Source organism: Halolamina salifodinae (genome assembly GCF_017874235.1).
Lineage (GTDB): Archaea > Halobacteriota > Halobacteria > Halobacteriales > Haloferacaceae > Halolamina > Halolamina salifodinae.
This window is the reverse complement of record NZ_JAGGLC010000005.1, coordinates 164,501-180,042: the sequence shown is the minus strand read 5'-3', so window position 1 is coordinate 180,042 and position 15,542 is coordinate 164,501. Positions and strand designations below refer to the sequence as shown.

The 15,542-nt window shown below is 67.3% G+C and carries 18 protein-coding genes and 2 pseudogenes; 11 read left to right on the top strand and 9 right to left on the bottom strand.

Annotated elements, in window-relative coordinates; translation table 11 throughout:
• Positions 1 to 585 (bottom strand): biotin transporter BioY, encoded by a 585-nt coding sequence (locus J2753_RS11970; RefSeq protein WP_209492289.1) that lies wholly within the window; start codon positions 583 to 585, stop codon positions 1 to 3.
• A 90-nt stretch (positions 586 to 675) separates the two neighbouring features.
• Here J2753_RS11970 and J2753_RS11965 point away from each other — a divergent pair, with 90 nt between their 5' ends.
• Together J2753_RS11965 and J2753_RS11960 are read left to right on the top strand one after the other, a co-directional pair.
• Positions 676 to 1,284, top strand: coding sequence for a conditioned medium-induced protein 4 (locus J2753_RS11965; RefSeq protein ID WP_209492288.1), 609 nt, complete (start codon positions 676 to 678; stop codon positions 1,282 to 1,284).
• 36 nt (positions 1,285 to 1,320) lie between these two features.
• On the top strand, positions 1,321 to 1,995 hold the full coding sequence (locus tag J2753_RS11960) for a CRISPR-associated protein Cas4 (protein WP_209492287.1): 675 nt from the start codon (positions 1,321 to 1,323) through the stop codon (positions 1,993 to 1,995).
• Between the two features lie 8 nt (positions 1,996 to 2,003).
• Here the strand turns inward: J2753_RS11960 and J2753_RS11955 are convergent, their stop codons facing one another.
• From J2753_RS11955 to J2753_RS11945, 3 genes are all read right to left on the bottom strand, one after another.
• Positions 2,004 to 2,588 (bottom strand): L-threonylcarbamoyladenylate synthase, encoded by a 585-nt coding sequence (locus J2753_RS11955; RefSeq protein ID WP_209492286.1) that lies wholly within the window; start codon positions 2,586 to 2,588, stop codon positions 2,004 to 2,006.
• A 78-nt stretch (positions 2,589 to 2,666) separates the two neighbouring features.
• Positions 2,667 to 3,176, bottom strand: a complete 510-nt coding sequence (locus J2753_RS11950; protein ID WP_209492285.1) for a redoxin domain-containing protein — start codon at positions 3,174 to 3,176, stop codon at positions 2,667 to 2,669.
• Positions 3,177 to 3,181: 5 nt separating this feature from the next.
• Entirely contained in the window at positions 3,182 to 3,442 is a 261-nt protein-coding gene (locus J2753_RS11945) for a glutaredoxin family protein (RefSeq protein ID WP_209492284.1), read from the bottom strand.
• Between the two features lie 156 nt (positions 3,443 to 3,598).
• On the opposite strand from J2753_RS11945, the gene J2753_RS11940 reads away from it, so the two are divergent.
• Positions 3,599 to 4,981, top strand: coding sequence for a hemolysin family protein (locus J2753_RS11940; protein WP_209492283.1), 1,383 nt, complete (start codon positions 3,599 to 3,601; stop codon positions 4,979 to 4,981).
• Positions 4,982 to 5,037: 56 nt separating this feature from the next.
• On the opposite strand, the pseudogene J2753_RS14580 reads toward J2753_RS11940, so the two are convergent.
• From J2753_RS14580 to J2753_RS11925, 3 genes and pseudogenes are all read right to left on the bottom strand, one after another.
• Positions 5,038 to 5,268: pseudogene (locus J2753_RS14580) on the bottom strand (amino acid--tRNA ligase-related protein); the annotation flags it as partial.
• A 31-nt stretch (positions 5,269 to 5,299) separates the two neighbouring features.
• Positions 5,300 to 6,001 carry a phosphoglycerol geranylgeranyltransferase gene (locus tag J2753_RS11930; RefSeq protein ID WP_209492281.1) on the bottom strand — a complete coding sequence of 234 codons (702 nt, stop codon included), beginning with the start codon at positions 5,999 to 6,001 and terminating at the stop codon, positions 5,300 to 5,302.
• Between the two features lie 49 nt (positions 6,002 to 6,050).
• Positions 6,051 to 6,998, bottom strand: a complete 948-nt coding sequence (locus J2753_RS11925; protein WP_209492280.1) for a WD40/YVTN/BNR-like repeat-containing protein — start codon at positions 6,996 to 6,998, stop codon at positions 6,051 to 6,053.
• 79 nt (positions 6,999 to 7,077) lie between these two features.
• On the opposite strand from J2753_RS11925, the gene J2753_RS11920 reads away from it, so the two are divergent.
• Entirely contained in the window at positions 7,078 to 7,536 is a 459-nt protein-coding gene (locus tag J2753_RS11920) for a hypothetical protein (RefSeq protein ID WP_209492279.1), read from the top strand.
• A 3-nt stretch (positions 7,537 to 7,539) separates the two neighbouring features.
• Here the strand turns inward: J2753_RS11920 and J2753_RS11915 are convergent, their stop codons facing one another.
• On the bottom strand, positions 7,540 to 7,743 hold the full coding sequence (locus J2753_RS11915) for a hypothetical protein (RefSeq protein ID WP_209492278.1): 204 nt from the start codon (positions 7,741 to 7,743) through the stop codon (positions 7,540 to 7,542).
• A gap of 99 nt (positions 7,744 to 7,842) precedes the next feature.
• On the opposite strand from J2753_RS11915, the gene J2753_RS11910 reads away from it, so the two are divergent.
• The 5 genes and pseudogenes from J2753_RS11910 (at position 7,843) to J2753_RS14575 (ending at position 12,089) form a co-directional block, all read left to right on the top strand.
• Entirely contained in the window at positions 7,843 to 9,393 is a 1,551-nt protein-coding gene (locus J2753_RS11910; protein ID WP_209492277.1) for an AAA family ATPase, read from the top strand.
• Positions 9,390 to 10,730 (top strand): hypothetical protein, encoded by a 1,341-nt coding sequence (locus J2753_RS11905; RefSeq protein WP_209492276.1) that lies wholly within the window; start codon positions 9,390 to 9,392, stop codon positions 10,728 to 10,730. Before J2753_RS11910 ends, J2753_RS11905 begins: the two co-directional genes overlap by 4 nt.
• A gap of 4 nt (positions 10,731 to 10,734) precedes the next feature.
• Positions 10,735 to 10,950, top strand: a pseudogene (locus J2753_RS11900) (restriction endonuclease); the annotation flags it as partial.
• A 78-nt stretch (positions 10,951 to 11,028) separates the two neighbouring features.
• On the top strand, positions 11,029 to 11,841 hold the full coding sequence (locus tag J2753_RS11895) for a hypothetical protein (RefSeq protein ID WP_209492275.1): 813 nt from the start codon (positions 11,029 to 11,031) through the stop codon (positions 11,839 to 11,841).
• Between the two features lie 113 nt (positions 11,842 to 11,954).
• Entirely contained in the window at positions 11,955 to 12,089 is a 135-nt protein-coding gene (locus J2753_RS14575; RefSeq protein ID WP_281064218.1) for a hypothetical protein, read from the top strand.
• Between the two features lie 44 nt (positions 12,090 to 12,133).
• Here J2753_RS14575 and J2753_RS11890 read toward each other — a convergent pair whose 3' ends face one another.
• Positions 12,134 to 14,647 (bottom strand): DNA topoisomerase I, encoded by a 2,514-nt coding sequence (locus J2753_RS11890; protein ID WP_209492274.1) that lies wholly within the window; start codon positions 14,645 to 14,647, stop codon positions 12,134 to 12,136.
• 89 nt (positions 14,648 to 14,736) lie between these two features.
• On the opposite strand from J2753_RS11890, the gene J2753_RS11885 reads away from it, so the two are divergent.
• The gene (locus J2753_RS11885; RefSeq protein WP_209492273.1) at positions 14,737 to 15,138 is read left to right on the top strand and encodes a plastocyanin/azurin family copper-binding protein; all 402 of its coding nucleotides are present in this window, start codon (positions 14,737 to 14,739) and stop codon (positions 15,136 to 15,138) included.
• Positions 15,135 to 15,539, top strand: a complete 405-nt coding sequence (locus J2753_RS11880; RefSeq protein ID WP_209492272.1) for a hypothetical protein — start codon at positions 15,135 to 15,137, stop codon at positions 15,537 to 15,539. Before J2753_RS11885 ends, J2753_RS11880 begins: the two co-directional genes overlap by 4 nt.
• Positions 15,540 to 15,542 lie beyond the last annotated feature (3 nt).

The window sequence follows — 15,542 nt, the reverse complement described above, 5'->3', positions numbered from 1 at the left end:
TCAGGTCGCCTGTACCTCCTCGGAGCGGACGATCCCCACGGCGGCGGCCATCTTCACCAGTTCGGCGGGGACGAACGCGAGGCCGGCGCCGACGACTGCCGCGACGAGGTTCGTGTCGAGGTAGTACCAGTACACCGGAATCCCGAAGCCGTAGATGACGACCGTCCCGGCGGCCATCGCGGCGACGAGTCGGGGGAGCGAGACCGATTCGGGGTCGGCCAGGCCGTCGGTCCCGTGGATCAGCGCCCCGATCAGTGCGGCGGCGAACGGGTACGAGAGGAGATAGCCGCCGGTCGGGCCGAACAGTTGACCCAGGCCGGCGCTGGCGCCGGAGAACACCGGGGCGCCGAGCACGCCGGCCAGCACGTACAGCGCCATCGCGAACCCGCCCCACGCGGGGCCGAGATAGATCCCGGCGAGGAACACACCCAGCACCTGCGCGGTGACCGGGACCGCGGGGTTCAGCGGGTTCGGGAACGAGACGAACGCGAACGCCCCCATCAGCGCCGCCAGCAGCGCCGCGCGGACGAGGTTGCCGACGACGTCGTCGCCGACGAGGTCGACCGAATCAGTTGCAGTAGACACGCCCGACGGTTCTCGTAAACCCACCTTAACGCTACGGTTTACAGACGGCCACCCACATCCTTATTCCGCCACAGGCCCTCGTTCGAGTCAATGGACGAACAAACCGAGGAGCTCCGGGACCTGTTCGTCGAGACCACCGGCGAGGAGTCGGTCACGGAGCGCCAGGAGGCCGACCGCGGCGACCTCTCGGACGTCACGGCCGAGGATGCCGAGGAACGGATCGCCGAACTGGTCGCGGAGATGCGCGAACGCTACGAGTTCGAGTCGGGGCTCGACGACGACGCGCTCGTCCGGGTCGTGATGGGGTTCTACCGCGACGAGAGCGACGCCGAGATCGCCGAGGCTGTCGACGCCGACGAGGAGACGGTGTTCCTCGCCCGGGTGGACCTTCACCTCGTTCGGGACTCCGACCGCGACGCCACGTTCCCGCTTGCGGACCTTCGTGAGTTGATCGTCGACGACGTTCCTCTCGAGGAGCGCGCCGACCGGCTAGACGGTGACGCCGACACCGAGGCCGTCGAGCACTACTCTCGCGTCGTCGAGGCCGAACTCCGGTCCACGCGCGCGAACGACCGCTTCACCGCCCAGTTCGCCGACCTGCTGACCGACGCCGACCTCCGAGAGAGCCACACGGGCGACGCCCACGAGACCGGCCTCGAGGAGGCCGCCGAGGACATCGAGACGAACACCCAGCTATAGCGAGCTTTTAGGTACGATAGCGGGACCACCCGTCCCGTGTCCGACACTGTCGCCGCGAGTGACCTCGGCCGCGCCGCGTACTGCCCGCGCCAACTCTACTACGCCCGGAAGCGCGAGGACCACGAGCCGCCAGCCGAGGTGCTCGAACGCCGGAATCTGGCGTTCCGGTATCCGGAACTTCGAACCGCCAGCGACGCCGCTCTCCGAGAACTCCCGCTCGCCGTCTCACCTCCTGAATACCGCGAGAATCTCGATTCGCTCGCGGACGACCCGCTCTGGGACCGCCTCGTCGACCCTGCCGAGCGAAACGCGCTGCTGCACGGGAAGGACTGCCGCGGCGTCGCGCACAAACTCCTTGGCGGCGAAGAGCAGGAGGCACCGATCCCCGTACTCGTTTCCGGCGGCGTCCCGCCGCCTCAAGGCGTCTGGGGGCCCCAGTCGGTTCGCGCGGTCGCGCTGGCGAAGGCGCTCGCGTGGGAGCATGAGCGCGAGGTCCCGCGGGCGCTCGTCGAGTACCCGGCGGTCGGCGTCGTCCGGCCGGTCAGACTCACCACGCGCAAGAAGGCCCGCTACCGGGAACTGCTCCGGACGGTGAGAAACCTCGACGGGCCGCCGCCGCGGATCAGCGACGACGCCAAGTGCGACACCTGCGACTACCGCGGGGAGTGCGGAGTGAAAACGCGGTCGCTCCGGTCGCTACTGGGGCTCTGAACCGCCGCTCAGTGCTCGTCCAGCCACGCTTCCACCTCGTCGGCGCCCGCGCCGCGGCGGTGGATCTCGCCGCTCCCGGGGTCGACGACGGTGCTCTCGCCGCCCGGCAGTTCGCCGGCGTCGACGACGGCGCCGACGCCCTCGCGGATCTGCGGGTCGAGTTCGTCGGGGTCGAGGACGTTTGCCTCGCCGCTGGGGTTCGCGCTGGTAGCGGTGATCGGCGCGAACTCCCCGAGGAGGTCCAGCGCGAGATCGTGGTCCGGGATGCGGATCCCGACGCGGTCCTTGCCGGCCGTGAGCACGTCCGGGACGTGGGACTGGCGTTCGAGCACCACCGTCACCGGGCCGGGGAGGAACGCGCGCATGAACGCCTCCTCGCGCTCGCTCGCCTCGACGTGTTCGAGCGCCGCGTCCACGTCGGGCACGGCCATCGAGAGCGGTTCGTCCCGGGAGCGGCCCTTGAGGTCGTACACCCGTTCGACGGCGTCGGCGGCGATGGCGTCGGCGCCGAGGCCGTAGACGGTGTCGGTGGGGTAGACCGCCAGTTCGCCCATCGCGAGCATGCTGGTGGCCTGAATCATGTCGTCGCGCATACTCGGGCTGGGAGGTCGGCGGGAAAAAAGCGCGCGGTCGAACGTTCCCGGGCAAACCCGCTGGCAGGTAACCTCGGCCTACAGGTCCTCGATGGCCGCCTCCACCGCGTCGTAGTCCGGGAAGTCCGGCCACGTCTCGGCGACCCACGCGTACTGCACAGTCTGGTCCTCGTCGATGAGGAAGGCGGCGGGCCGGTGTTCAGTGACGCCGGTCATGCCGTCGAGGTCCCGTTCGATGCCGTACTGCGCGGCGACGCCGGCGCCGGGGTCCGAGAACAGCCGGGCATCCTCGCCGCGTTCGGCGAGCAGGTCCTTGTGCTCGTAGGGCGAGGAGATCGAGAGGCCGATCACCTCGACGTCGTTGGCCCAGCCGCGGTCGTCGATCTCGTTCCAGACGTACGTTGCCAGGAACGCGCCGTCCATCGGGTGGGCGACGAGGAGGACCGGGCCCTCCTCAGTCAACGAGGCAAGCGAGCGGTCCTCCCAGAACTCCTCGTTGACCAGCGGGCGCGTGAAGTCGGGGGCGGTGTCGCCCACCTCGGGGTAGTCGGCGGCGGGCAGGTCGACGACGTCGAAGTCGAGACCCATCACCATCAGGCCTCACCCCCGTAGGTCTTCTCGAGGTACTCGACGATGTTGCCCGACTCGGACATCGTGAGCCCGGTGTTCTCGTCGACGATGGCCGGCACCGAGCGCTTGCCGCTGATGCGCTTGACCACGTCCCGGTTGGCGTGCATCGGTTCGACGAACCGCGACCGGTAGTCGAGGCCGTACGCGTCCAGTTTCCGGACCACCCGTTCACAGAACGGGCAGGCCTGTAGCCGGTAGAGCGTGATTGCTGGCTCGTCGGTCATACCGACTGCTTGGGGCGGCCAGCGCGTAAAACCGTCGGCGACGGCACGGGGTCGCGTTGGATCGACGCCGAACTGTCGCCCCAGACCGGCGTAAACGCTGCGTACGCCGCCGGGAGGGGAACCCTTAATCCGGACCCCGAACAAGCCCGACTGGAAATGGGCTTGCTTCCCACGGTTATCCCCGCCCTTAGCAGGGGCGTTCTGCAAACTGGCTCGCAGGAGGCCGACCCGCTCACCACCGCGGTGGGTGTCGGTCTACTGATCGTGCTCATCGGGTTCTCCGCGTTCTTCTCGTCCTCGGAGATCGCGATGTTCGGGCTCGAGAGCCACCGCGTCGACTCCCTCGTCGAGGAGGGCGTCCCCGGTGCCTCGCTCGTCCAGGATCTCCTCGCCGATCCCCACCGGCTGCTGGTGACGATCCTCGTCGGCAACAACATCGCCAACGTCGCGATGTCCTCGATTGCGACGTGGCTGTTCACCTTCTACCTCTCCGAGGGACAGGCCGTGTTGGCGGCGACGTTCGGCATCACGACGGTCGTGCTGCTGTTCGGCGAGAGCGCGCCGAAGTCCTACGCCGTCGAGCACAGCGAGTCGTGGTCGCTGCGTATCGCCCGGCCGCTGAAGTGGGCCGAGCGCCTGCTGCTCCCGCTGATCGTCGTCTTCGACTACCTCACGCAGGTGATCAACCGGATCACCGGCGGGGGTTCGGCCATCGAGGACTCCTACGTCACCCGCGACGAGATCCAGAACATGATCCAGACGGGGGAGCGCGAAGGGGTCATCGACGAGGAGGAACGCGAGATGCTCCAGCGCATCTTCCGGTTCAACCAGACCATCGCCAAGGAGGTGATGACCCCGCGCCTGGACATGACCGCGGTGCCGAAAGACGCCACCGTCGAGGAAGCCATCGAGGAGTGTGTCCAGTCCGACCACGAGCGCGTCCCCGTCTACGAGGGGAACCTCGACAACATCATCGGCGTCGTCAACATCCGGGATCTGGTCCGGGCGGCCCACTACGGCGAGGGTGAGCCGGTGCTCGAGGACATCGTCCAGCCCACGCTCCACGTTCCGGAGTCGAAGAACGTCGACGAACTGCTGGAGGAGATCCAGGAGAACCGCCTCCGGATGGTGATCGTCATCGACGAGTTCGGCACCACGGAGGGGCTGATCACGATGGAGGACATGGTCGAGGAGATCGTCGGCGACATCCTCGAGGGCGACGAGGAGATGGCCATCGAGTTCGTCGGCGACGACACGGCGATGGTGCGCGGCGAGGTAAACATCGACGAGGTGAACGAGGCGCTCGAACTCGACCTGCCGGAGGGCGAGGAGTTCGAGACGCTCGCGGGCTTCATCTTCAACCGCGCCGGCCGCCTGGTCGAGGAGGGCGAGACCATCGAGTACGACGGCGTCCGCATCCGCGTCGAGGAGGTCGACACCACCCGGATCAAGCGGGCCCGGGTGACGGTGACCGAGGAGTACTACGCGTCGGACGACGACGAGGGCGACGCCGACCCCGTCGACGCCGACGCGGAGTAAGCCGTCGCTGTCGGGACGGTTTTGAGAGCCGTTCTCGGTTGGTGATTCTGGCCGACAGGGCGCAGTCGCTGCCGGTCGTGCAGGAACAGCACGGCTTCGCGGATGTTGTCCAGATCCAGCATCGTCATCACGAGGCGCTCGGCGCCCATCCCCCAGCCGGCCACCGTGGCCGCCTCGCCGGCGTCCACGTCTCCCGTGTAGGTTCGGTTCTGCATGCCAGAGAGTTCGCTCGAACGCCGTGTTTCGGGGGCGAGCGGCTGGCTTCCTCGGAATACGCCGTTCGACAGGCTGCGGTGTGGTACCTCGCTCGGGCGCTGTTCAGGCGTCCTTCGCGCCCGCGACGGTTTCGGCGACGGCGTCGACGCCCTCGTCGTGGAGCAGGTCGCCGACGACGACGGTGTCGGCGTACTGGCCCATCTCGTTGGCGCTCTCGTAGCCGTGGATGCCGCCGCCGTAGAACAGCGTCGCGTCGTCGACGGCCTCGCTGGCGGCCGCGACGGTCTCCGAGTCACCGTAGGTGCCCGAATACTCGAGATAGACGATCTCTTGGCCGAACATGCGCTCGGCGACGCCCGCGTAGGACGCGACCTCCTCGGCGGTCAGGTCGCAGTCGGCCTCGGTGTAGGTCGCCACGGAGGCGTCGGGGTTCAGGACGATGTACGCCTCGGTGTGGGTGTTTTCCCAGTCGAGGTCGTCGTCGATCCGGGCCCACTCCTTGTGTGCGCCGGTGATCCAGAACGGGTCGCCCGCGTTGAGTACTGTGGGGACGAGATAGCCGTCCAGTGCCTCGTGGTCGATGACGACCCCGGGGTTCGACGGCTCCTGATAGATGGGCACGTCGTGGGCCGCGCAGGCGTCGACCACGCGCTGCATCTTCTCGCTGGTCACGTCCATCGTGCCGCCGATTTCGAGGGCGTCGGTGCCTGTCGCGGCGACGTCCTCGAACGTCTCGTCGTCGTGTAGCTCCTTGTCGGGGTCCACTTTCAGGACGTGGTCCCACTCCGCCCACGGGCCGGTCATGGGGAGCGACTCCTCGGTCCCCGCGTATAAAGGGTGCGAAGCCGGCGCCCTATCGCTCGATCACGGTGCCGCTAGCGCCGACGGCGATGGATCGCTCGCCGGTGAGCACCGCGTGGAGGTTCTCGTCAGTCGGCGTCGCGACGCCGACCCAGTCCTCGCCCTGAAACACCGCGCCGCTGGCGCCGACGGCGATGTGCTCGCTGCCGGTCGTCACTGCGTTCAGCCGCGCGTCGCCGACGTTCGTCTCGCTCCAGGTCTCGCCGTCGTACGTCCGGACGGTGCCGTTCCCGCCGACGACGGTCACGTCGTCGCTCGCGGTGCCGTCGATGCCGTAGTAGCTCACGTCGGCGTCCTCGACGCCGATTTCGCTCCACGTCTCGCCGTCGGTCGTGGCGAAGACGGTCCCGTCGGTGTCGCAGACGTGGCCGGCACGGGCGCCGTAGAAGGAGACCGCGGGCATCGACGCGCTGCTCCCGGGGGTGGTGCGCTGCCACGACTCGCCGCCGTCGTGGGAGGCGAACACCTGCCCGGACTGGTCGGTGAGGTAGACGTGCTCCTCGCCGGCCGCGCCGGTGACTGCGAGGCCGTCGAAGTTGGCGGTGCTGTCAGTCGGCGCGGAGTAGTCCGTCGGCCCGGCGTTGCCCTCGCTCACGTCCAGTGCGCCCACGGCGCCGCTGGCGCCCGCGAACCAGAGTCGCTCGCCGTCGTCGGTGGCGTCGGCCGCGAGCAGGTCCCGGCCGTCGCCGGTCGGTCCGCTGTCGACGACGGTCTGCCACGCGCCGCCGTCGCCGCGTTCCAGCACGACGCCGTTGTCGCCGACCGCGAAGGAGGAGGTTGCCGTCCCGCTCACGTCGTGGAGCGTCTCGGTCGTGTCGGTGTCGGCGGTCGCCCAGTCGCTCCCCAGCACCGAGCCACCGAACAGGGCGGCACCGCCCACCGCCGCCCCTGCGCCGGCGCCCGCGAGCGCTTTCCGCCTGGTGATCTCGAAGTCGACCATAGCCGTCCGGACGCATTGGACGCCGAAGAGCGTGGTGGCCACCCATTCGTTTATTGGGGCGCGGCGGAACGGGTTGGGTATGCGTTCGAACTTGGTCCCCGCTCGTGCGGTGCTGGCCGGGGCGGCCGCGACGGTCCTCTGGATCGGCGCCGTGCTCGCCGTCCACGCGCTCCGCGCGCCGTCCATCGTCCTGGCGCTGGATACCGTCCAGAACGTCTCCCCGTGGCTGCTGCTCGGGGGTGTGCCGGGGGGCCTCGTCACCGGCGCCGTCGCCCACGACTACGCCCCCTTGATGAAGCAGGCGTTCCTCGCGACTGTCGGCGGCGCGGCACTGCTCGTGACGACGATCTCCTGCTACGGGATCGCGCTCTCGATTGTCCGGGGGTACGGCGCCGACTCCGTGCTCACGTTCATGTTCACCGGGCCGACGATGGTCACGTTCTTCCTGTTGATGCCGCTGCTGGGCATCGAGGGGATACTCGGGGCGCTGGTCGCCGACTCAGTTCGGGGACGGCTTCGGAAGCGTGGGGTCGTGTAGGGCTCAGAACTGCTCGCCCATCCCTTCGGCGCGCTCCCAGACGGCGTCCCGGTCGTCGACGTCGGCCATCGCGATTCTCCCCGCTCGGCGCTCGAAGCCACAGGCCGTACACTCGTAGTAGACGGCCCAGCCGTTCCCCTCCGACTTAGTCCCGAACCAGAGCAGGCTGTCGCAGTCCGGGCAGGTCGCGGTGTCGTGTCGAACCATCTGCATCGGTCGTCGGTCCTCCCCGCGGCTTCCTACCTGAGTTCCGGGGCGGCGTGTCAGCGTGTGGGTTTTTGTGCTCCCCAGCGAGAGGCGTGGGTAATGGGCTACGACGGGCCGGAGATCTACCGGGCGCCGTTCGGGAACGACGCTGCACTCGAGAACTTCGAGCGGACCGTGCTCTCGGGCGTCGACGCCGACGATATCGACGCGTCGACCGAGCGGGAGCTTCAGGGAACTGTCCGACTGTGGGGGACGAAATCCACTGTCGAGAGTTCGTGGCAGAAAGTCGACCCGGGTGACTTCCTCATCTTCTACCGCGACGGGAAGTACGAGTACGCCGCCGAAGTGCTCGAGACCGAACGAAACGAGGAACTGGGCCGCGAAATTTGGCCGAATCACGAGGAGGGATCCCCGTGGGTCTGCATCATCTACCTCGAGGAGCCAGTCGAGTTGGGCGTCGACTCCGCGGAGGTCCACGACCTCGCGGGCTACGAGATGGACCACACGATGGGATTTAGCCCGCTCAACGAGATGGGGATCGGCGGTATCCGCGGGCGCTGGGGCTCCGTCGAGGAGTTCGTCTACGGTTCGGAACAGGAGGAACCGCCGGAAGGCGAAGGTACGCCCGATGTGGACGTGCGGGCGGTCCCGGACGTTCAGGTGCCGGAATCGGTGCTCGACGACCTCTACTTCCCGGATGAGCAGGCGGCCGACATCGTCGATCAGGTGAACGCGGCACTCAACGCAGGCAAACACGTCATCTTCACCGGGCCGCCGGGAACCGGGAAGACAGAGATCGCCCGCCGTGTCTCTCGACACCTCGCGGACGCCCACGGGGAGATCTACTCGGGCTACGAGATGACGACCGCGACTGCTGACTGGTCGACGTTCGAGACCGTCGGCGGCTATATGCCCGAAGAGGAGGGCGACGGCGACCTCTCGTTCGTCCCAGGGCAGGTGCTCCGGCGCTTCAAGCGCGACGGCGTCCAGCGCAACGAACCGCTGGTGATCGACGAGATCAATCGTGCCGACATCGACAAGTCGTTCGGCCAACTGTTCACGCTGCTCTCGGGACAGGGCGTCACGCTCCCGTTCACCCGCGACGGCGCGGAGATCGAGATCCAGCCCGGCAGCGAGTTCGACGGCGACCTCGCGGCCAACGAGTACGTCATGCCCGAATCGTGGCGGCTGTTCGCGACGATGAACAGCTACGACAAGACTGCGCTCTACGAGATGTCCTACGCGTTCATGCGCCGGTTCGCGTTCGTCCACGTCGACGCCCCCGAAATCCCGGAGGACGACCCCGGCGCGCTCGTCGCGGCGTACGCGGCCGTCTGGGGGATCGACGCTGACGACGCCCTCCTGACCGACGTGGGCCGGATCTGGCGCATCGCGAACACCACCATCGAGGAGCGAAAGCTCGGCCCCGCCATCGTGAAGGACATCCTCGCGCACGTCTCGCACTCGGGGATGCCCCGGAAGGCAGCGCTCACGCGGGCCGTCGCAGACTACGTGTTCCCGCAGTTGGAGGGGGTCGCCCGGGGTGAGGCCATCGTCTCGGAACTGCTGGCGTTGGACTGCATCGACGCTGCCCGGCTCGGGACACTGGCCCGGAATATGCTCCAAGTCAGGCTGACAGACGGTCGATGAGGCGCGAACAACTGGTCGAGGGGCTGTCGCGGGACATCCTCGCGTACGTCATGCACGGCTCGTTCCCCGAGCAACAGATCGTCGAGGAACTCCGCCCCGACGGCGTCGACGGCCGGTTCGACGACTACGAGAGCCTGATCCGGCTTCACTTCGTGCTCCGGCCGGACGTGGTGTCGTTCGTCGAGGACCTGCCGAAACGGCTCCGCAGCATCCGGACCGAGACCGAGAACGTCTCGAAGACCTCCCGAGGGCAGGTCGACGGCCGGATCAACTGGAACCGGACGATCCAAGCGCGCTACTCCCAAAACCCGAACGACCGCTCGCTGTTCGTCTGTGAGAGTCGCTCGGAGGACTACGACATCGACGAGAACGTCGTCCTGAAGCGACTGCTTGCGCTGATCCACGAGACGCTCGCGGACTGTGCGGCGCTGTTCGAGCGGGAGTACGACTGGGTCACCGACCGCTGGCGCGAGAACCTCGAACTCGTCGACGTGCTCCGCAACATTGTCGAGCGGAACGTCCACGTCACCCGAATCCGGGAGCCTGCCGAGTACGAACCGACCGACCGGATGCTCCAGCGCGCCGAGAACTCTCGAAGCGAGATCTACCGCGAGGCCGCCCGACTGCTCCGGACCTATCGACGGAGCCTCGCGGCCGAGGAAGACGCCATCGCCGAACTACTCGAACAGACCGCTGTCACGCCCGACGACGAGGAGACGCTGCTGGAACTGTACGTGCTGTTCCGGTACGTCTCGGCCATCGAATCCCTCGATGAGGGCTCGTTCACGATCCGGACCATCGAGTCCGGATCTCAGGAAATCGCCCGACTGGAGCATGACAGCCGGGAGCTACTGCTCTATCACGATAGCTCCGCACGGGGCCGTGGGCTCTCCTTCCTCCCGGAGGAGTTCGAGCGCCCGCGCGAGGAACTCTCCCGGGCCGGCGTCGTCCAGCGCGAGGCCCAGTCGGTGGCGGAGACGTACTTCCAAGACCGCGAACTCCGCCGGTCGACGGGACGCCCCGACGTGATCGTCCTCGAAATCCGCGAGGAGAGCCGCCGGGAGTATCTCGTGACCGAGGTGAAGAACTCCACCAACTTCGACACCGTCCGCTCGGGAATCAAGGAGACACTGGAGTATCTCGCCTTCCTCCGGCAGGACGGCGACCTCGTGTTCGACGACGACCGGCCGTTCGGTTCGGGGTGGAACGGTGTGCTCGTGGTTCAGGACCTCGACGGTGAGGAGACGGCGGGTCTGGCCGAACAGGAGTCGATCCGGATCCTGCAGGCCTCCGAGGTCGAGCAACGGCTCATACGAGTGCTCGAAGAAGTTCTCTGAACGGGCTAACTCGCTGGTGGATCGCCTGCGCGCGCTGACGCTCCCGCGCGTCGACGACGTGGCCGATGGGCTGGCGCAGTACCGCGAGACCAAGGAGCGCGCCGACGAACTCGACGAGAAGATCCAGCGCACCGACGACCTGATCGACGAGATCGTCTACGACCTCTACGGCCTGACCGACGAGGAAATCGAGATCGTGGAGGAGAGCGTCGGGGAGTAGGCCGCGGTCCGGAGTCGTCCGTTCTGTATCGCCGTTGCAACGGAGAAAATAAATACTACCGTGCCACCAGATAGGGGTATGCGACAGCGGCTCTTCTTGGTGTTCACGCTGACCGTCCTCGGTTGGCTTCTCTGGGTGTTGAACCAGCGGTTCCACGCGGCGGTCCGTCGCGCGGTGGAGCGGTACGCGCTCTTCATCTTCGTGGCGGTCGGTGGGCTGCTCGCCGTCGGTCTCGTCGTCTTCTGGTACAGTGAGCGGGTCCAGGACCGTGTCCTCGGACTCTTCGAGGACGACGATGAGTCGTTATCTCCCCCCGCCCGCCCCGCTTCGTGGTACGTCCGGGATTCAGTCCGGCGGGAAGCCCGTGAGACGATCGACCAACAGATCGCGTGGGTCAACGGAATCGACGACAAAGCGATGCGGACGCTTCGATTCAACGTACTCATTCTCGGAGGCGTGGTGTCCGGCGTCTCCATCCTGCTCGACCGCGGGATCATCGACGGTGTCGAGGAAGTCACTGATCCGTTCCTTCTCATGGGAGTTCTGGCGCTCGTCGGATCGACCAGTCTCGCTGCGCTGACCTACACTGCTTCCTCGATGAAGGTCGGTATGAGCAGTAACGACATCGAGAGCGTGCACCAAAGCGACCTCTCCGACGAGGAGTACACCCACAAACTGATGACCAGCTATCGGCGCTGGATCCAACAGAACCGCCGAACGATCGCTCTCAATTCGGACTTGGTGACGTTGACCATCCTGTTACTGGTCTACGGAACCGTATTCACTGTCTTGGGAATCCTCTCGCTGCTTCCGACAGCAGTCGGCGATTCGTTGATTATCGGCTCCACGTTCAGTCTCGCGCTCATGACTCTCGTCGCGCTGTGGTACTAATCCCACATCTAACCGCGAAAAAGAGCCGTAACAGCCCGTGAATAGTTTGTCACGACCCTCGGGACGATGAATGATTCCATACAATTATAACCGTGGCCGAGGGAAGTCCGTGTATGAGTAAGAGCGAACTGTCGACAAACGGTGAAGCGTTCGAGGGAGAAACCCTGACGCATAGCCCCCAGTTCGCCCAGCGCGTCTCGTCGTGGGTCGAACGCCGACTCCGAGCCCTCGCAGACGAATCTGAGTAGTCGGAACGAAATCTGGTTTTTTATCGAAACCGGTGCGAACGCGGTCAGTCCGCCTTCGCCTGCCAGTCCCGCACGGACCCCGCACTAACGCCCTCAACGCTCGCCGCGAGGTCGTCCGGATCCGCTTCCTTCAGTCCCTCGACGTTCTCGACGCCCGCTTCCTCCAGCTTTTCGGCCGTCTTCTCGCCGATCCCTTCGACGGTCTCTAACTCCGAGCCAGCCTCGCGGGCCTGGAACTCCCGGTAGTTGCAGATCGGACAGCCCAGTTCCCAGGGCTCGTCGTCGTCGCCGTGGACCACGAGATGCGGGAGGCCGTGCTCCTCACACTCCTCGTCGGTGACCTCGATCTCGCCGCGGCGGGGCAGCGGCAGCGAGTAGTCACAGTCCGGGTAGCGCGTACAGCCGACCAGTCGCGACCCCGAACGGAGTTGCTTGATCGCCAGTTCGCCGCCCTCCTCGTCGCCACACTCGGGGCAGGCGCCGATGATGCGGTCGGCTTCGGCGTCGGCTTCCTCGGCCTTGCAGAGCGGGCAGCCGTGGACGAACGTCTTGCGCCCGGCGAGCATCTTCACGTGGTTGAGGCCGTGCTCCTCGCACTCCTCGTCGAGGATCAGCGGCTTGCCCGTGGAGGGCAGCGGCAGCGTGTACTCGCAGTCGGGGTAGCCGTCACAGCCGACGAAGTAGCTGCCGTAGCGGGATTTCCGCACCAGCAGGTCCGAGCCACACTCCGGACATGGGCCCAGAATCTTGTCGGCCTTCATCGACGTGCGCAGGTGGTCGCCGACCTCCTCGCGGGACTCTCGGAGCTCCTCGAACACCGTATCGAGCATCTCGCGGGACTCCTCAGTGACCTCCTGGAACCCCTTCTCGCCGGCGGCGATGGCGCGCATGTCCGCCTCCAGCTGGGCGGTCATCTCCTCGCTGACGATGCGGTCGGCGAACTCCTCGGCGGCCTCGACGACCGCGCGGGCCAACTGCGTCGGCCGGGGGGGGTCGCTCTCGACGTAGTTCCGGTCGTAGAGCTTCTCGATGGTGTTGTGCCGCGTGGACTTTGTCCCGACGCCCATCTCCTCCATCGTCTCGATGAGGCGCGACTGGCCGTAGCGCCGCGGTGGCTGGGTCTCCTTCGCGTCGAGGTGGACGTCGCTGACGGCCAGTTCCTCGCCGCGCTCCACGTCCGGAACGACCGTCTCGTCGGCCGAGGAGTACGGATACACTGAGTGGTACCCCTCCTCCAGCAGGCGCTTCCCGTTGGCCTTCAGCGAGAGGCCGCGCTCGCCGCCCGAGGGGAGGCCGACCTCGCCCTCCACGCCCGCCACCACGCGCAGGTGCTCCCACGTCGCCGCGGGCGCACAGGTGGCGAAGAACCGCCGCACGACCAGTTCGTACACCTCCCACTCGTCGTCGTCCAGATCCGTCGGCATCTCGCCGGTCGGGTGGATCGGCGGGTGGTCGGTAGTCTCCTCGTCTCCCTCGGTGGGTTCGATCTCGTCCTGCTCCAGCAGTTCCGCGACGCTCTCGCCGAAGAACGTCTCCGAGAACGACTTGAGTAGCTCTTCTGGGTCCAGATCGTCCGGGTAGACGGTGTTGTCTGTCCGGGGGTAGGTGATGTAGCCAGCCGTGTACAGGTCCTCGGCCATGCTCATCGCGCGCTGAGCCGAGTAGCCCAGCGAACTCGCCGCGCGGATGAACTGGGTGGTGTTGAACGGCGCCGGGGGGTCGTCGGTGCGTGTGCGCCGATTGACCTCCCCGACGGCGGCAGACTCGGTCGCCGCGAGCGCCTCGTGGGCGTCGTCGGCGGCGGCCTCCTCCCAGATGCGCCGGGCTTCGTTGCCGTCCTCGTCGAGGTAGAAGTACTGGGCCTCGAAGCCGGCGCCGGCCTCTTTCGTGAGGTCGGCGAACAGCTCCCAGTAGTCGTCGGGGTCAAACGCCTCGATTTCCCGCTCGCGGTCGACCAGTAGCTTCAGCGTCGGCCCCTGCACCCGGCCGACGGAGATGAAGTCCTCGCCGAGTTGGCCCGCCGAAAGCGAGAGGAACCGCGTGAGGGCGGCGCCCCAGACGAGGTCGACGGTCTGGCGGGCCTCCCCCGCCGCGGCGAGGTCGAAGTCGAGTTCGCCGGTGTTGGTGAACGCCTCCGTGACCTCACGCTCCGTAATCGAGGAGAATCGGGCGCGCTCGATGGGGACGTGTTCGTCCACCTCGCGCACGATGTCGAACGCCTCCTTCCCGATGAGTTCGCCCTCGCGGTCGTAGTCTGTCGCGATAATCACGCGGCCGGCGTCCCGGGAGAGACGGCGCAGCGCGGCGACGATGGCCTCCTGGGTGGGTTCGGTGTCGATCGGCGCGTCGATGAGTTCGTGAGGTTCGACGTCCCGCCAGTCGTCGTACTCCGGCGGGAAGTCGACGCCGACGACGTGGCCCGAGAGGCCGATGACCCGCTTGCCCCCCCAGCCGTAGACGTTGACGCCGTTGACCCGGTCGGCGTCGGCGGTCCCGTCGCTGAGGATGTCGGCGATGCGACGGGCCGCGTTGTCCTTCTCGGTGACGATGAGTTCCATTCAGTACGGAAGCTAGGCCGCTCCCCGGCCTAAACGTTTCGCGCTCCGAGACCGCACAACGGTTCCCGCGTGTGCGCCCACGCTGGCGCATGGGCGATCACTACTCCCGCCGCGCGCTGCTGCGCCGCGGCGGCGCCGCCCTCGCGGCGACGACGGCGCTCGCTGGCTGTTCGGGCGGCGACACGACCGAGACCGAGAACTTCGACGGCGAGGTCGTCGAGGTGGGCCCGGACGCCCGGAACGTCTTCACCCCCGGAACCACCGACCCGCTGCGCATCGAGGCCGGCACCAGCGTCCGCTGGGTCTGGCGCTCGGCCAACCACAACATCGCCGTCCGGGACCAGCCAGCCGACGCCGACTGGGGCGGGGAACCGGACATCTACCGCACCGACCACACCTACGAGTACACCTTCGACGTTCCCGGCCAGTACCACTACGTCTGTGAACCCCACGAGGGGAGGGGGATGGTCGCCGACATCGTCGTCGAATGACGCTCCCCCGTCGCCTCCCACGTCCCGGCGCGGTCGACCGGGAGTCCTACTGGGGCTGGGTGGCGGCGGCGCTGTTCCTCCTCCTGCCGGTCGACCTGCTCACGACGCTGCTCTGTGCGGCGGTCGTCGGCGCCGACGCCGAGGCGAACCCGTGGATGGCGTGGCTGTTGGCCCAGCCACTGTCGGTGCTGATCGGGGTCCACGTCGCCGTCGGGATGACTGCTGTCGCGGGCTTCGCCGCCTACGAGGTGCTCTCCCGGCGCTCCGAGCGATTCGGCGACGTGATGCTCCGCGCCGCGCGGGTGTATCTGGTCCTGCTGGTCGCGGCCGGCTTCGTCGTCTTCTGGAACAACCTCGCCGTGCTGCTCTTCCGCCGGAGCCTGTTCGCGGTGGTCTTCTGAGGC

What these genes read in the sequence shown, in the direction of transcription:
- J2753_RS11965 (WP_209492288.1), top strand. Translation starts at nt 676, where the DNA reads ATGGACGAACAAACCGAGGAGCTCCGGGACCTGTTCGTCGAGACCACC.
- J2753_RS11955 (WP_209492286.1), bottom strand. Translation starts at nt 2,588, where the DNA reads ATGCGCGACGACATGATTCAGGCCACCAGCATGCTCGCGATGGGCGAA.
- J2753_RS11950 (WP_209492285.1), bottom strand. Translation starts at nt 3,176, where the DNA reads ATGGGTCTCGACTTCGACGTCGTCGACCTGCCCGCCGCCGACTACCCC.
- J2753_RS11945 (WP_209492284.1), bottom strand. Translation starts at nt 3,442, where the DNA reads ATGACCGACGAGCCAGCAATCACGCTCTACCGGCTACAGGCCTGCCCG.
- J2753_RS11940 (WP_209492283.1), top strand. Translation starts at nt 3,599, where the DNA reads ATGGGCTTGCTTCCCACGGTTATCCCCGCCCTTAGCAGGGGCGTTCTG.
- J2753_RS11930 (WP_209492281.1), bottom strand. Translation starts at nt 6,001, where the DNA reads ATGACCGGCCCGTGGGCGGAGTGGGACCACGTCCTGAAAGTGGACCCC.
- J2753_RS11925 (WP_209492280.1), bottom strand. Translation starts at nt 6,998, where the DNA reads ATGGTCGACTTCGAGATCACCAGGCGGAAAGCGCTCGCGGGCGCCGGC.
- J2753_RS11920 (WP_209492279.1), top strand. Translation starts at nt 7,078, where the DNA reads ATGCGTTCGAACTTGGTCCCCGCTCGTGCGGTGCTGGCCGGGGCGGCC.
- J2753_RS11915 (WP_209492278.1), bottom strand. Translation starts at nt 7,743, where the DNA reads ATGGTTCGACACGACACCGCGACCTGCCCGGACTGCGACAGCCTGCTC.
- J2753_RS11910 (WP_209492277.1), top strand. Translation starts at nt 7,843, where the DNA reads ATGGGCTACGACGGGCCGGAGATCTACCGGGCGCCGTTCGGGAACGAC.
- J2753_RS11905 (WP_209492276.1), top strand. Translation starts at nt 9,390, where the DNA reads ATGAGGCGCGAACAACTGGTCGAGGGGCTGTCGCGGGACATCCTCGCG.
- J2753_RS11895 (WP_209492275.1), top strand. Translation starts at nt 11,029, where the DNA reads ATGCGACAGCGGCTCTTCTTGGTGTTCACGCTGACCGTCCTCGGTTGG.
- J2753_RS14575 (WP_281064218.1), top strand. Translation starts at nt 11,955, where the DNA reads ATGAGTAAGAGCGAACTGTCGACAAACGGTGAAGCGTTCGAGGGAGAA.
- J2753_RS11890 (WP_209492274.1), bottom strand. Translation starts at nt 14,647, where the DNA reads ATGGAACTCATCGTCACCGAGAAGGACAACGCGGCCCGTCGCATCGCC.
- J2753_RS11885 (WP_209492273.1), top strand. Translation starts at nt 14,737, where the DNA reads ATGGGCGATCACTACTCCCGCCGCGCGCTGCTGCGCCGCGGCGGCGCC.
- J2753_RS11880 (WP_209492272.1), top strand. Translation starts at nt 15,135, where the DNA reads ATGACGCTCCCCCGTCGCCTCCCACGTCCCGGCGCGGTCGACCGGGAG.